Below are 15,124 nucleotides of genomic sequence, written 5' to 3' on the forward strand. Positions count from 1 at the left end.
ATGAAATCTTTTGCAATTTTATTTACTTGCACTTACAAGTATAATTCAGCTAATAATAAAATTAATTTTAATCTTAATAAGGTATTTGATGAATGACTTTTTATGCAGTTTAAAAATCAAAATGATAAATATTTAAAGTTTCAAAAAGAAGAATTAATTACGATTTTAAAAATTCTTCTTACTGGTAATAGTATTTTAAGAGCAAATGATACTTTAAAAGTTTCGTTTAGTGATTTATTTTCGCAATGATTTTTAATGCCTTATTATCAAAATGAACTGCCAATTAAATGAAATATTTTAAATGATTTTTTTGATTATTTAACAAATGAGTATTGAAAATCTGTTGATAATTTTTTAGGAGTTGTTGAGTTTAGGAATTTTCATTAATTAAATCTTTATAGTATAATATTATTGTAAAGTTAAAAATATAAAGGTTTTTAAATTAAGTTATTATTAACTTAATTATTTTTTATGAAATATAAAAAATTTTTAAAACAAGTTATCATTAACTTATTATTTGAGGTGAAAGAAGCAATGAGTATTTTATTTATTAAAGAATTAAATCATAGTACGGGTAGTAAATCGTTATATCAAAAAGCAACAATGAAAATTAATGTTGGTGAGCATATTGCTTTGATTGGACCTAATGGTAGTGGCAAAACAACATTATTAAATATTATTTCTGGTAAAGTTAGTGCTGATAAAATTGATTTAATTTTTTTTCCTTATGTTAAAATGGGATATTTAGATCAACATCAATTGGTTGATAATAATATTTCAGCATTAGACTATTTAAAAACAGCATATAAAGATTTATTTTTAAAGGAACAAATGATTAATGAATTATATCATCAATTATCATTGAATTATGAAGAAAAAATTTTAAATAAAGCTTTAAAACTGCAAACTGAACTTGATAATAGTGATTTTTATAATGTTGAAAAAGAAATTAATAATTTAGTTATCGGTTTAGCAATTGATAAATCATCATTAGCACAAAAATTATCTAGTTTAAGTGGTGGCCAAAAAAGTAAGATTCTTTTAGCAAAATTATTATTATCAAAAAATGACTTTTTGTTATTAGACGAGCCAACTAACTTTTTAGATACCCAACAAGTTAATTGGTTAGCAAGTTTCTTACAAACATATCCGTATGCATTTTTATTAATATCACATGACCAAGCATTTGTTAATAAAGTTGCTCATATTATTTATGCAATTGAAAATTTTAATTTAGTTCGTTATGTTGGTAATTTTGATCATTATTTAGAACTTAAACAATTAAATCAACGACAGTATTTAATGGAATATCAAGGACAACAAAAGAAAATTGATAAGTTACAAACTTATGTTAATAAAAATATTGCTAGAAAGTCAACAGCAAAAAGTGCCCAGTCACGAAAAAAACAATTGGAAAAAATGGAAATTATTGCTAAACCACAAAAAATTAGTAAACCAAATTTTAATTTTAAGTATCGCCGAAGTTTAACATCGGTTACTCTTAAAGTAAAAGATTTAACGATTGGTTATACTAAACCGTTAATTAATTCATTATCGTTTACGATTAAAGAAGGTGAAAAATGATTGGTGCAAGGTTATAATGGGATTGGAAAAACAACATTGCTAGAAACTTTAACTGGTAATATTAAACCAATATCAGGGATAATTACGATTGGTGATAATGTTACGATTGGTTATTTTAAGCAGTTTTATAATTTTCCTGAATTATCGCCAATACAATATTTAAAATCATTAAATCCGGAAATAGATGATGGTGAAATTAGGAAAATATTAGCTAGTTTTGGAATTAAGCGCGAGTTAGCGATGCAAACCCTTAATAAATTATCAGGGGGAGAACAAACTAAAGTTCGGTTAGCAGTTTTATCTTTAATTCCTTGTAGTTTGTTAATTTTGGATGAACCAACTAATCATTTAGATGATTTAGCTAAGGATTCATTATTAGAAGCAATAACCAATTATTCTGGGACAGTATTATTGACTAGTCATGATATTAATTTTAATACTTCTTGAGTGGATAAAACATTAAATTTTATAGATTTTATGATAAAAAATGATAAAATAAAGTAATTAAAATAAGTGATAATTAGGGAGGATAACAATGATTAAAAAAACACCATTAGTTGTTAATATTATTATCATATTGTTTTTGTTAGTAGGGTGTAACGCTTTTAATTTTTATGATTATCAATTATCTAATGATAATGATTCGTTAATTAATTATAATTGTGCTTTTGAGGGTAAGAATGTTAATCTTAAAAGTGAAGGGTTAAACTTAGAAGATATTTTTCATCGTTGGAATTTAGATTTTGAATCACCATCAGATGATGGTGATTCAAAATATATGAAATATTTAGCAACTATTAATAGAAAGAAAAACAATATTGCTGAAAGAAAAGCGTTACAATCTTGTTATAATGAGATTTTAAAAGTTTCTAATAAAAGTACAGAGCAATATAATAAGTATAAACAAAGTTCATTATTGTTAAGAGATTATTATTCAAGTTATGATGATTTAGTAAAAAATCTTGAAAATACTGACTTAAGAGATGGACAAAAACCAATGCTTGATTTGAAACTATTGGAACAAAAAATTGGTAATGATTCAAAGTATTTGTTAGCGATGTATAATTATTTAAGTAAATATTATGGTAAAAAAAATGTTGCTAAGTTATTAGTTGCCCTTTTGGTTACTAATAGTTTTGATTTACAGACTGATTCAGAAAATACCTTAGGGGTTACGGTTTTAGATTGACAATATGGTTATCAGTTTATTGCTTTGCGACCAAGTATTGTTGATAAAGACCATATTAAATCCCAATATTGTAATGGTCAATTTTCTACTAGTAATGTTACTACTGGGATTATTCATGAGTATGGTCATGCGTTAGAAAACTTGTTAAATTTTTTTCCTGAGCAGTTAAATAGTAATATTTTACCAGATAAAACTAATGCTAGTGATGAAGTTCGTTTAGATAAATGATTTAAAAATGGATTACAAAAATCTACTAATAAAAATCAAGCGTGATATAAAAAGGGGTGAAAATTAAAAAAAACAAAAATTTCTGCATCCCAAGAATTTGTTCGTTTTATTGCTAGTAAATTGGGGTATCTTCCAAGTAAGATTAAATTTATTGATATAAATGGCAAAATATATTTTTCTAATTCAGAAGCAAAAATTAGTGTTTTAGTATCAAAATTATTTGTTGATAGTAACTATGGTAAGTTTGTTAGTTTAAAAGAACAGTTTGCAGAGTTATTTAGTCAATGGTTGTTACAACCGATTAGTATGCCAAGCGATCAATTATCGGTTCGCTGAACAATACTCAATGAGTTTTTCTTGGAATACTTACCTAATAAGTATTATGAGATTATTGGAACAAAATTGCTTGCGTAAGCGATAATGTTGTTGGCAACAAGATAGATTAAAAAGGGCGCATAAAGTTTTGTTAGGTAGGTAAATATTTGAATAAGTATTAAGGCAGTCAGCAATGATTGTCTTTTTATTTTATAAGGTGTTAAAAATTTGTTCTTTGAAAATTAAATACAAGTGAATTAATAATGTTGGTATGTATTAAAGCACGATAAATTGTGGGTGGTCGCCATAACCAAAAGAAGAGTTTACCAGTTAATAGATAACACCCTATTAGCTATAGCAATTTGTTTCATTTTGCAATAAAAAAATGAATGGGTGGATTTCCTAAAAATATACACGCTATTAAATTAGTTCCAAGGGTAGGATGCGGATGTTAAAGTGTAGAAATTTCTATTATAGGGGTATGTTAAGTTTAAAATTATTAAAATCTTTATCTAATAAAAAAATAAAATTTATTAACAAAGCTTGTTAAACACTTAAATCTGCGATATATAAGTGTTTAAAAAACTAAGTTAACTAACTTAGTTAATATAACTTAGTTTATCTATAAGAAAGGTAATTTATTATGAAAAACATTGAAAACATTTTCTTAAATACTAAAAAATATCTCTTAAAAGAAACGCAAAACGCAATGCTTATTAAAGCCCCAAAAATTCCGTGATTTAATGAACAAATCGGTATTTGGTTTCCAAAACGATTTGTTTATAAAGGGAAATATGAAAATTCTATTTGCATCGGAATAATAAAAGATAGTAAATATCAAATAATTTCAATTAATGCTGAATTATACTTGTAAGTGCAAGTAAATAAAATTGCAAAAGATTTCATATAAAAATTTCATGATGCTAAGTTTATTTTAGAAAAAGTAAATTTAAGGAGTTTTTATATGGGATACAAACATCTTGGCATAGATGAAAGAATTTATATTGAGAATCAATTGAAATTTAAAGTAAAAATTAGTGAAATAGCTAAAAATCTTAATCGAAGTATTAGTACTATTAATCGAGAAGTTAATAGAAATAAAGATAATAATCATTATTTTTCATTAATTGCACAAAATAAAGCAGAAAATAGAAAACAATTACATGTTTATTTTCATAAATTTAAAAATAGAGAATTAGTAAAATATGTACAACAAAAATTATTATTAGGTTGATCGCCTGAACAAATTTATGGCAGAATTAAAAATTTTCATCAAGAATGAATTATTAGTTTTAAAACAATTTACAATTGAATTTATTCTGGATTACTTGAAAAGGGTACTAGTAAAAATTTAAGAAGAAAAGGTAAGAAACGAAAATCTCAAGAAAATCGGGGTAAATTTAATGGTAAATCCATTAAAGAACGAAATGTTAATAATCGCATAACTCTTGGCCATTGAGAAGGTGATACTGTAGTATCATCACGAGGTAAAAGTAAATCATGTTTAATAACTTTAGTTGAAAGAACATCAAGATTTACTTTAGCAATATTAGTTGAAAATAGAACTACTAAAGTTATTAACAAAAATATTAGTCATTATTTATCAATTCTTCCAAATAATCTTGTTAAGACTATAACATTTGATAGGGGTAAAGAATTTACTAATTGACAACAACTTGAAAAAAATTTAAATGTGAAAATTTATTTTGCTGATGCATATTCACCTTGACAAAGAGGTACTAATGAAAATACTAATGGTTTAATTAGAGAAAAATTTCCTAAAAAATTTAATTTTTCAAACACTACTAAAAATGCAGTTCATAAATTTATATTGTCTTTAAACCAAAGACCAAGAAAAATACTAAATTATCTTTCGCCAATCGAATATTTGGTTAGAAAAATAATTTAGTTGCACTTAACTTTACAATTTGGCCTTGATGAAAATTTTTAATTCTGCCATAAATTTGTTCAGGCGATCAACCTAATAATAATTTTTGTTGTACATATTTTACTAATTCTCTATTTTTAAATTTATGAAAATAAACATGTAATTGTTTTCTATTTTCTGCTTTATTTTGTGCAATTAATGAAAAATAATGATTATTATCTTTATTTCTATTAACTTCTCGATTAATAGTACTAATACTTCGATTAAGATTTTTAGCTATTTCACTAATTTTTACTTTAAATTTCAATTGATTCTCAATATAAATTCTTTCATCTATGCCAAGATGTTTGTATCCCATATAAAAACTCCTTAAATTTACTTTTTCTAAAATAAACTTAGCATCATGAAATTTTTATATGAAATCTTTTGCAATTTTATTTACTTGCACTTACAAGTATAATTCAGCAATTAATAAAATTTATTAAATAATCAACATGCTTTTTCCAAATCTTAGTCTGGAATCTATTCACTTTGCAGTTTCATTATATACCGTCAAACAAAAAAATTCTACTTTTACTATAATAGGCTTCTTGCAATACTATGATAGTAACTGAAAATTGTATTATTGAAGCAAATAAATTAAACTTTATTAAAATTACTACCAAGAAAGGTGATTTTTTATGTTAAAAATTAATAATAATTTAAAAACGATAGAAAACAAGCATTGATTAAGTTTATTTACAACGCATAAAAATATGTAAACTAACAAATGTGAACAATTAGCTAACGAATATGAAAAATTAGATGAATACTTATATAAATATCATTATCGTTTAAAACAAGGTTATAAAGTAGTTCATTTTGCAACAAGAACAATTATTACAATTTTTGGTGAAGTTATTTTTAAACGACGCCGATATAAATATTGAAATCAAAAATCAGGTAAATTTGAATATGTATGTTTATTAGATAAAGAAATTGGTTTATTGCCCAAACAACGCATTTATTTTGATGTCCAATTTAAAGTTTTAAGTCTTTTGGGTGATGGTAAACGGTATCGCGATGTTTTAGATGCTCTAAATCATTGTTATATTTCAAAAGCTAGTATTTCAAATATTTTAAATAAATACGATATTGCTGAATATTTTCAACTAACAGAACAAGAAACTAAAACTAGAATTGATGTTAAAAATAATGATTTATATATTCAACTAGATGAGGCATTTTTAGCGACATTAGATAATAAAGTTAAACAAGACCAAAGAATTCGTTTAGCTACTTTTCATACCGGACATAAAGAAAATAATTACAAAAATGCTCGTAGAGAATTAGAAAACAAACGAGGTCATTTTCTAATGTTAAAAATTGGTAAACGAATAAATACGATTGATTATCGTGATTTATTAATTAGAGAATTACAAAAACATTATGTGAATATTAATTATGACAAAATAATTGTTTGTGGCGATGGTGCTACTTGAATTAGAGAAATTGCCAATAGTTTTGGTAATGTTAGATATATTTTAGATGGTTATCACACTATTAAAAAATTAAAACAAGCGACATTTAATATTATTTTTGAAAATCGCAAAGTAACACTAAATAGTTGAATTGAATTATATAAAAATGGAAATCATCAAGAATTGATAAAAAACATTCGTAATGTCGCTAAAAATGAATTAAATAAAGATATTAAAACAAATTTAAGGAGGGCGAGTAATTATTTCAGTAATAATAAGCACGGCATTCATAATCAAAATTTAGAATGAAATATCGGTTGTAGCATCGAGAGTGATGTATCACATTTAGTAAAACAACAATTAGGATATGGAGCAAAAATATATAATCATAAGAATTTAAATAACTTATTACATTTAAGAATGGCAAATTTAAACAAATTAAATGTATTACATTATATTAATGAAAATATTAATTCAGAAATAGAAATCAGAAAAGAAATATATAAAAATTCATTATGAAATAAATATAATAATAAAAATGATGATAGTTGAATTAATTATAAAGGTAATGCTGTAACAAATAAATATAATAGATTTAAGTAAGTAAAAATATAAAATTAATATATATTAGTGAAAATTTAATAAAATTAATAATTTTTATTGTGTAAAAATTCAATAATATGATAAAATAGTAATGAATAAAAATGACAATAATAAGGGAAGGCAGGGTTAGTTTAGTAATTAAATAATATAATTAGCTGATTGTTTTACTTCTTCAAAGCAATACCTAAGAAAACTAAACGCGACCGATTAAAAACGCTGATTTTGTAATTAACATAATATATGTTATTATTTTATAGTGAAAATATTTTAGAGGTGGAATAATGAATAAAAAAGATCAAGAGAATGCTATTAACTATTATGAAGCAGAAATTACTTGTATAACATGTTCTAATGTCTTTACTGTTGGTTCAACTAAGGGAAAAGAAATTAGAGTAGATGCTTGTTCAAAATGTCATCCTTTTTATACTGGTCAACAACAATCAATGCGTGCTGATGGCCAAGTAGAAAAGTTTGCTAAGCAACAAGCAAAACAACAAGAAATTTTAAAGCAACAAATTGCAAATGCTAAAAATCAAAAACCAATCGTTAAAAATGCAAGTAAAAAAAGTGATAAGTTAAAAGAGATATCATTAGAAGACTTGAAAGATTCTTTAAACAAATAGTTTAAAACTCACTAAAACAAATTATAGTGAGTTTTTTCGTATTATTTTTAGTTTGTCGTATAATGTAATGAGACTAAGAAATAGGTGATTTTGTGATATTAGAACTTAAGGATATTGTTGTTAAACAAAAAGATATTGTTATTTTAAAAAATATTTCCTTTAATATTTCTAATAATGATGTTTGTGTTTTACTTACTAATTCTTATGAAGAAAAAAATGCTTTATTTAAAGCTTTTAAAGATGGCAAGAATTTAGAAACTGGGCAAATAATTTTTAATGAAGAAAATATTACAACACAATTACCAAAAAAACGCCCATTAGCATTAATTTTTCCACAAAAATTTCTTTTTTCAATTTTTTCAATTCCTTGAAAATTAACTAGTTTATATTTAAAAAATAAAAATTTTTATTTGCAAGCTAAACAAGATTATCGTGATACTAAACATCATTTAAATGATTTAATTGATAATGGTATTAATCTTGATAAGAAAAAATATAAAGACCAATTACGAGATTTTAATGAGAATTTTCTTAAAAATAGTCGGATTCTTGAAGAAACACGGATTAATAAATATTATGAGTTTATTAACAAATTTCATCAAACAGCAATTAAACAAATTATGAATGATGTTAATGCTAATAATACTTCAATTTTAATGCAAAGATTTCAAAGTTGAGTTGTAGAAGCGGAAAAATTAACAATTTTAAATAGTCGGTTAACTTTTTTACAAGCTTTATGAGATAAAATTTTTATTTTAACAAGAATGGAAAAAAGTTGTCATTGTCATCAAGGACATAAGGAAAATAAGCGTTCATTTAAGATGAAAGAAGTAACATTTGTTGCTAATGAGTTTTTAGAAACTTTAGATGGGGAAATTACTGAGTTAAGAAAAAATATTTTACAAGCGGAAATTGATACGAAAGCATATGCGAAAAATTTTTGAAAGTTAGTTAAAAGCATTGAGTATCAACATAAAAATGCTGATTTTATTCGTTTAAAAAAAAGTAATAAATTTAAGCAGTGAAAACAGGTAACAAGAGAATACCGCAATGAATTTTATTTTCAACAAGGGCAAATTATTAGTGAAATTTTAGTTTCAGAAATTAAAATGCTTCAAGGAAAAATTATGAATGAAACCTATATTTATCATCAATTGCTTTTAAATGGTTTTGATAAAATTAGTGTAAAAAAGTTTAAAAATGAAGTTCATACTGCTAGTAGAGCAGTTATTAGGGTTCGTCAGCAAGCTTGATTACAAGTAAAGAATATTATTGATGATATTGAGCTAAAAGGCTTAAAGTTTAGTTTTATTTGACAATTTACGGGTTGAGATCGCATTAAGTTGCAAATTGCTATTGCTCTTATTCAACAAAAACGATTACTTATTATTGATGATACTTTAGTTAAACAATCTAAACAGTATAAAAATGAGTTTGGTTATTTAATTGAAAAACTTCAAAAGCATTATAATTTAACGATTCTTATTATTAGTAAATATGGTTATCGTGTTATTGATGTTGCCCAAAAAGTTATTATTTTACAAAATGGTGATATTGTTCAGCAAGATACAAAAGAAAATATTATTGCTCAACCTTTTAATAAGGATGTTTTACAGGCGATTAGTTCCCCACATTTAAATTGGTTTGCGTACTTTAATTATACTGAATCGTGATTATTAATTGATAATATTAATATTGTCAGTTTAAAGACACTTTATATGGAAAATAATAATTTTAGTTTTAATGTTGGTATTTTACCAGAAAAAATTGTTCCTGATTTTTACAAACATAAAATAAAAATTATTAATAAGCAACCCCTTTATGGATGAGTTATTAAGTTAAAAAAAATGCGTAAAGGTGATTGATTACTTGATGTAATTTTAAATGATAATAAAATTATTAAAGTAATAACTCCACCATCAAATAATAAAAAATTTTTAAAAGAAGAAATTAAATTTGATATTTTGTCAGGGGGTATTTATTTGTTTGATAGTAAAACCGATCAATTAATTAAGAGATGATAGAGGAGAATAATAAAAAATGACAAAACAAATCTGAGATAAGATAAAAGAATATTCCACGGTAATAATTTTGCGCCATATTAGTCCTGATGGTGATGCGTATGGTGTCCAATTTGGTTTAAAACATTTAATTTGTTTAAATTTGCCTCATATTAGAGTTTTAACTGGGGGTGTTAGTTTATTAGACTTGAGTTATATTGGTATCTGTGATGATGTTAAGGAAGAAGACTATCGTGATGCTTTAGTAATTATTGGTGATTGTGCTAATGCCGAGCGAATTGATGGCAGTGGATGAGAAAAAGGAAAATATAAGATTAAAATTGATCATCATCCATTTTATGAACAATATGCTGATTTAGAGTGAATTGATGATGTGGCACCATCAGCAAGTGAAATGGTAGCAAAGTTAGCTTTAGATAATAACTTGCAAGTTACAAAGGAGGCTGCTAAAGCACTATTTCATGGAATGGTAACTGATACGGGAAGGTTTCTTTATGGTAATTTGCGACCAGAAACTTTTTTATTAGCAAATTTTTTAATGACAACGGGTTTTAATATTGAACAACTTTATAATAATTTGTATCAACGGCCAATGAATATTATAAAATTTCAAGCGTTTGCTTTGAGTAATTTTACGGTTACTGACAATGGCGTTGCTTTTTTAAAGTTAACACCAGATATTTTGAAAGAATTTTTAATTACTAAAGAAAAAGCTAATAATTTAGTTAATCTCTTAGGGAAGATTTTGGGAATACATATATGAGCATTTTGTAGTCAAGATGAAAATGATGAGTTTATTAAAATTAGTATTCGGAGTACTGGTTTGAAAATTAATGATTTAGCAGCAAAATATGGTGGCGGTGGTCATCATCGTGCAGCTGGTGTAAAAACTAATTCTTGACATACTGTTGATGCCTTATTAAATGATTTAAATTTGTTAGCAAAAAATATTAATCAAAGTGAGGGGAAATAATGTATGTGCGTTATAAAGATGGATGAATTGAAGTAATTAGTGGTTGTATGTTTGCTGGTAAAACTGAGGAATTAATCCGCCGAATAAATATGTTATCATTTGCTAATAAAAAAATTCAAATTTTTAAACCATTAATTGATAATCGTTATGAAGAAGAAGAAATTGTTAGTCATAATAATAGAAAAATTAAAGCAATAAGAATTTGTAATGCGCAACAATTAATTGAATTTTTAGATGATGATACCGAGGTTATTGCGATTGATGAAATTCAGTTTTTTACAAGTGATATTTTAATAGTTTTAGAACAATTAGCAGATCAGGGAAAGAGAATTATTGTTGCTGGTTTAGATAAAGATTTTCGTGGTGAACCTTTTAAATGTATGCCAGAACTATTAACGCGAGCTGAATTTGTTACTAAATTAGAAGCAATATGTGTAAAATGTCATTCGCCGGCAACAAGAACGCAAAGAATAATTAATGGATTTCCTGCTAGTTATCATGACCCGATTGTTTTAATTGGTGCTAATGAATTTTATGAAGCGCGTTGTCGTCATTGTCATATTGTTAATGATTATCCACAAACTAATATTAAGGAGAATAAAAATGAATGTCAAAACCCGAGAACGATTGGAAACAATGAAACATCGTTATAATGAAATTAATAGTTTACTAAGTCAATCCGATATTAATAATAATATTGAATTATTAACTAAGTTATCTAAAGAAAGAGCTAAACTTAATGATACAGTATTGCTATATATGAAATATCTTAGTATTGAAAGCAATCTTCAAGAAATTAAAAATATTTTTCAAAATGAAAAAGATGCTGATTTGTTAAATTTAGCAAAAGAAGAATTAAAAGGTAATGAAGAATCATTATTATTTGTTGAACAGCAGTTAACAGTTGCATTATTGCCAGCAAACCCTAATGATGATAAAAATGTTATTATTGAAATTCGTGGTGCTGCTGGTGGTGATGAAGCTAATATTTTTGCTGGTGATTTATATCGGATGTATTTACGATATTGTGAATCACAAAATTGAAAAACAGAACTTTTGGATGCACGAATATCAAATTCTGGTGGTTTTTCGCAAATTTCATTTTTGATTAAAGGTGAAAAAGTCTATGCAAAAATGAAATTTGAAGCTGGTAGTCATCGCGTGCAAAGAATTCCTAAAACTGAATCACAAGGAAGAGTTCATACTTCTACAGCTACGGTTGTTGTCTTACCCGAAGCTAGTGCTTTAGATGTTGATGTTAAACCGTCAGAATTAAAAATTGATACTTATCGGGCTTCTGGTGCTGGGGGGCAACATGTTAATACTACTGATTCAGCAGTACGCATTACTCATTTACCAACTGGAATTGTGGCAACTTCACAAGATGGTCGCAGTCAACATGATAATAAGGATAAGGCTTTAAAAGTGTTACTTGCTAAAATTTATGAAGCTAAACTTGAAGCTCAGCAAAGTGAAATGGGAACATTACGAAAAAGTGCTGTTGGTAGTGGTGTGCGAGCAGAAAAAATTCGAACATATAATTATCCTCAAAATCGTGTTAGTGACCATCGGATTAATTTGACATTAAATAAACTTGATCGAATTATGCTGGGTGAACTTAATGAGATTATTAATGCTTTAATTGATGATGAACAAAAAAGAAAAATGGGAATGGAAGATTAGTTATGACCTATCATCAGTTATTACAAAAGGGTGAAAAATTATATGTTGATTATCGTAGTCACCATTGTAAATGATTATTAGCTCATTTAGCAAACTATTCCTTGCAAGAATTATATGCCAATTTAGATATTGAAAGTAAAGTTAGTGAAGAAGACTTTTATGCTTTAATTAATATTAATTTACAGGGAAAACCGTTGGCATATATTTTAGGTTATCAAACTTTTTTGGGGCGTGATTTTATTGTTAACCCCAATGTTTTTATTCCGCGTACTGAAACGCAAGAATTAGTAGAAAATCTTTTGTATTATGTTGATGACTATTTTCAAGATGTAAAGCAAATTAAAGTACTTGATGTTGCTACGGGTAGTGGTGCGATTGCTATTAGTTTAGCGTTAGAAGAAGCAAAAGTTTTAGTTGTTGCTAGTGATATTAGTAGTGAAGCTTTAAAAGTTGCAAAAGCTAATACGCTAAATCTTAATTGTCAAAATATTAAATTTGTTAATAGTAATTTGTTAGCGTCCTTTGTTAATAATGATGATAAGTTTGATATTTTAGTATGTAATCCCCCTTATATTGGAATTGATGAACAGATTGAAAATATGGTTAAAGACTATGAACCGCATTTAGCATTATTTGCTACTGATAATGGTTTATTTTTCTATAAATTAATTTTTAAACAAGTAAAAACAATAATGAACAATAAATATTTATTAGCCTTTGAATTTGGTTATTCACAAAAAGCGGCTTTAGAAGTATTAGTAAAGGAATATTTTGCAACTAGTGAATATGAATTTATTAAAGATATTAGTGGTCGATGAAGAATGCTTTTTATTTACAATGAATAATAAATAATTTTATAGTAAAATAATGACATTAGAAAATAAAGAATTGGGTGAAATGAAATGAAGGGTAAAGCAACAAAACCATTGTTAATATCACTTTTTTTAATTCTTTTGTTAGCACCGGGAATTGCTTTTCTTATTGTTTTGGTTAATGATTCATTAGTTACAACTTTTACTAATGATTTTAATGTTTTTACAAGAGAAGAAGATTACTTACAATATTTTCAAAAGACCTATAATTTTTCTTTGGAAAATACTAAAATCCTTTTGCAATATTTATCTGATTTTTATGATTTTAAAATAATTTCCAGTATGAATGCACAACTTGCCTATACAATTACGGGAACTTCATTAGTATTTTTAGGAATTTTTATTATTTTAGGGGGAGCATTTTTTTTAAATAAAAAGTGAAAAACAACAAGGGCATTAGTAGTTGTTTTATTAATTTTTTGAATTATAACAATTGTTGGTTTTGGATTATTAGCTGTGGGGCAATATAAATATCAATGAACTAATGAAGCAACTTTAAATTCGCTAGTAAAAGTTAAGGATGCTAAAGATATTATCATTATTCCCAATCCTTATCATTTTGCGAGTGAAGAATTTCATGAATTTTTAGTGGCGTTATCTGGTAAAAAAATTCATTCTGAAGCTATTGAGTGATTTAAAAATTTTCTTTTTAAAGAATTTTATCAAAAGTTAATTAATTTAAAAGGAAATACTAATGATTGAATTAGTGAAGTTGGTATTTGATGAGTTTTTCTTATTCAAGCAACATTAGTTTCTTTAATTGTTGCTTTTGATTATACTAGTTATGCTAGTCATTTAGTGAAACCGGCTTTTGTTTTTAATAAACGGGAAAAAATTTTATTATTTGGTCAAAATTGGTTTCGAAAAACTTGGGTTTCTTTTAAACAACCAACAATTTGAAATGTTTTGCGAATTTCAATTTTTTTAATTTCAATATTTATTTTAATTGAAGTTATTTTAATTATTGCTAATTTTCTTAATAAAGATTTAGTAAATCTTTATGATTTGTTATCAAAATTTCCTTATGGTCATAATAATCCTAGAAATATTCTTGAAATCCTTGGACAACCACAAGAAATTATTCGTGAAACTTTTTTGATTGAAATTTTAGCACCAATTTATTATTATCCTAATTTACCAACTGTTTTTGTTGTGCAGTTTGCGCCAATTTTAGGTTTAACATTTTTAATAATTATTTGAAGTGTATCTTTTGTTTTTATTAAAAGGATATCTTATTTATCTCGTGGTTCAATAATTTTATTTTATACTTTTTTTCTGCCAATTCTTTTTGCTGGTTTATTTCTTTTTACATATTCACAAACTAATACTAATAATTTAATTGCTGTTGCTAATGATATGCTTTATAAACTTAAAGAAAAATATCCTGATTTTCATATATCATATTATAAATCATCCTTATTTGGGGGTGCTATTTCTAATACTGGCGAGTGAATTGTGTTTAGTGTTGAAATTATTGTTCTTGCTGTCTTTTCAATTATTATTTCAATTTTGTTATGGAAAATTTATCAACAAGATAATTTAAAAATAAAAATGACAATTCCTAATTTTATTTTAGAAAAGAAAAAAAGAGTTAAGAAAGTAAAAAAAATATCCAAAAAATAAAGAGGAAAATAAAATGTTTTTTGTATATAATCGTTCAATGTTAATTTGATTTTTGACTAATA

The 15,124-nt window shown here is 25.4% G+C and carries 13 protein-coding genes and 1 pseudogene; 13 read left to right on the forward strand and 1 reads right to left on the reverse strand.

The genetic code is table 4. The features are described from left to right. From AAHN02_RS01415 to AAHN02_RS01435, 5 genes are all read left to right on the forward strand, one after another. Complete coding sequence (locus AAHN02_RS01415) at positions 1–387, forward strand: hypothetical protein (protein WP_342277923.1); 387 nt, start codon at positions 1–3, stop codon at positions 385–387. A gap of 147 nt (positions 388–534) precedes the next feature. After that, complete coding sequence (locus tag AAHN02_RS01420) at positions 535–2,088, forward strand: ABC-F family ATP-binding cassette domain-containing protein (protein ID WP_342277924.1); 1,554 nt, start codon at positions 535–537, stop codon at positions 2,086–2,088. A gap of 31 nt (positions 2,089–2,119) precedes the next feature. Next, on the forward strand, positions 2,120–3,415 hold the full coding sequence (locus tag AAHN02_RS01425; protein WP_342277925.1) for a hypothetical protein: 1,296 nt from the start codon (positions 2,120–2,122) through the stop codon (positions 3,413–3,415). Positions 3,416–3,959: 544 nt separating this feature from the next. Further along, complete coding sequence (locus AAHN02_RS01430) at positions 3,960–4,190, forward strand: hypothetical protein (protein ID WP_342277926.1); 231 nt, start codon at positions 3,960–3,962, stop codon at positions 4,188–4,190. 90 nt (positions 4,191–4,280) lie between these two features. Beyond that, the gene (locus tag AAHN02_RS01435) at positions 4,281–5,225 is read left to right on the forward strand and encodes an IS30 family transposase (protein WP_342277927.1); all 945 of its coding nucleotides are present in this window, start codon (positions 4,281–4,283) and stop codon (positions 5,223–5,225) included. Here AAHN02_RS01435 and AAHN02_RS01440 read toward each other — a convergent pair. Further along, positions 5,209–5,562 carry a helix-turn-helix domain-containing protein gene (locus AAHN02_RS01440; protein ID WP_342277928.1) on the reverse strand — a complete coding sequence of 118 codons (354 nt, stop codon included), beginning with the start codon at positions 5,560–5,562 and terminating at the stop codon, positions 5,209–5,211. The two genes, AAHN02_RS01435 and AAHN02_RS01440, sit on opposite strands and share 17 nt — an antisense overlap. Before the next feature lie 475 nt (positions 5,563–6,037). Here AAHN02_RS01440 and AAHN02_RS01445 point away from each other — a divergent pair, with 475 nt between their 5' ends. The 8 genes and pseudogenes from AAHN02_RS01445 to AAHN02_RS01480 all read left to right on the forward strand — a co-directional run bounded on the left by AAHN02_RS01445 (position 6,038) and on the right by AAHN02_RS01480 (position 15,062). Continuing rightward, entirely contained in the window at positions 6,038–7,267 is a 1,230-nt protein-coding gene (locus AAHN02_RS01445; protein WP_342278177.1) for an Mbov_0401 family ICE element transposase-like protein, read from the forward strand. Positions 7,268–7,548: 281 nt separating this feature from the next. Next, positions 7,549–7,761 (forward strand): annotated as a pseudogene (rpmE, locus tag AAHN02_RS06395) (50S ribosomal protein L31); the annotation flags it as partial. 221 nt (positions 7,762–7,982) lie between these two features. Next, positions 7,983–9,914 (forward strand): hypothetical protein, encoded by a 1,932-nt coding sequence (locus tag AAHN02_RS01455; RefSeq protein WP_342277929.1) that lies wholly within the window; start codon positions 7,983–7,985, stop codon positions 9,912–9,914. A gap of 16 nt (positions 9,915–9,930) precedes the next feature. Next, entirely contained in the window at positions 9,931–10,884 is a 954-nt protein-coding gene (locus tag AAHN02_RS01460; protein WP_342277930.1) for a bifunctional oligoribonuclease/PAP phosphatase NrnA, read from the forward strand. Then, positions 10,884–11,537: a thymidine kinase gene (locus AAHN02_RS01465; protein ID WP_338967720.1), complete on the forward strand. Its 654-nt coding sequence runs from the start codon at positions 10,884–10,886 to the stop codon at positions 11,535–11,537. The genes AAHN02_RS01460 and AAHN02_RS01465 overlap by 1 nt, the downstream gene beginning before the upstream one ends. Beyond that, entirely contained in the window at positions 11,488–12,567 is a 1,080-nt protein-coding gene (gene prfA / locus AAHN02_RS01470) for a peptide chain release factor 1 (RefSeq protein ID WP_338967721.1), read from the forward strand. The genes AAHN02_RS01465 and prfA overlap by 50 nt, the downstream gene beginning before the upstream one ends. Positions 12,568–12,569: 2 nt before the next feature. Next, positions 12,570–13,412 carry a peptide chain release factor N(5)-glutamine methyltransferase gene (gene prmC / locus AAHN02_RS01475; RefSeq protein WP_342277931.1) on the forward strand — a complete coding sequence of 281 codons (843 nt, stop codon included), beginning with the start codon at positions 12,570–12,572 and terminating at the stop codon, positions 13,410–13,412. Between the two features lie 57 nt (positions 13,413–13,469). Beyond that, positions 13,470–15,062, forward strand: coding sequence for a hypothetical protein (locus tag AAHN02_RS01480; protein WP_342277932.1), 1,593 nt, complete (start codon positions 13,470–13,472; stop codon positions 15,060–15,062). The last annotated feature ends 62 nt before the right edge of the window (positions 15,063–15,124 follow it).

It is taken from the genome of Spiroplasma endosymbiont of Nephrotoma flavescens, assembly GCF_964030835.1.
Classification (GTDB): domain Bacteria; phylum Bacillota_I; class Bacilli_A; order Mycoplasmatales; family Nriv7; genus Nriv7.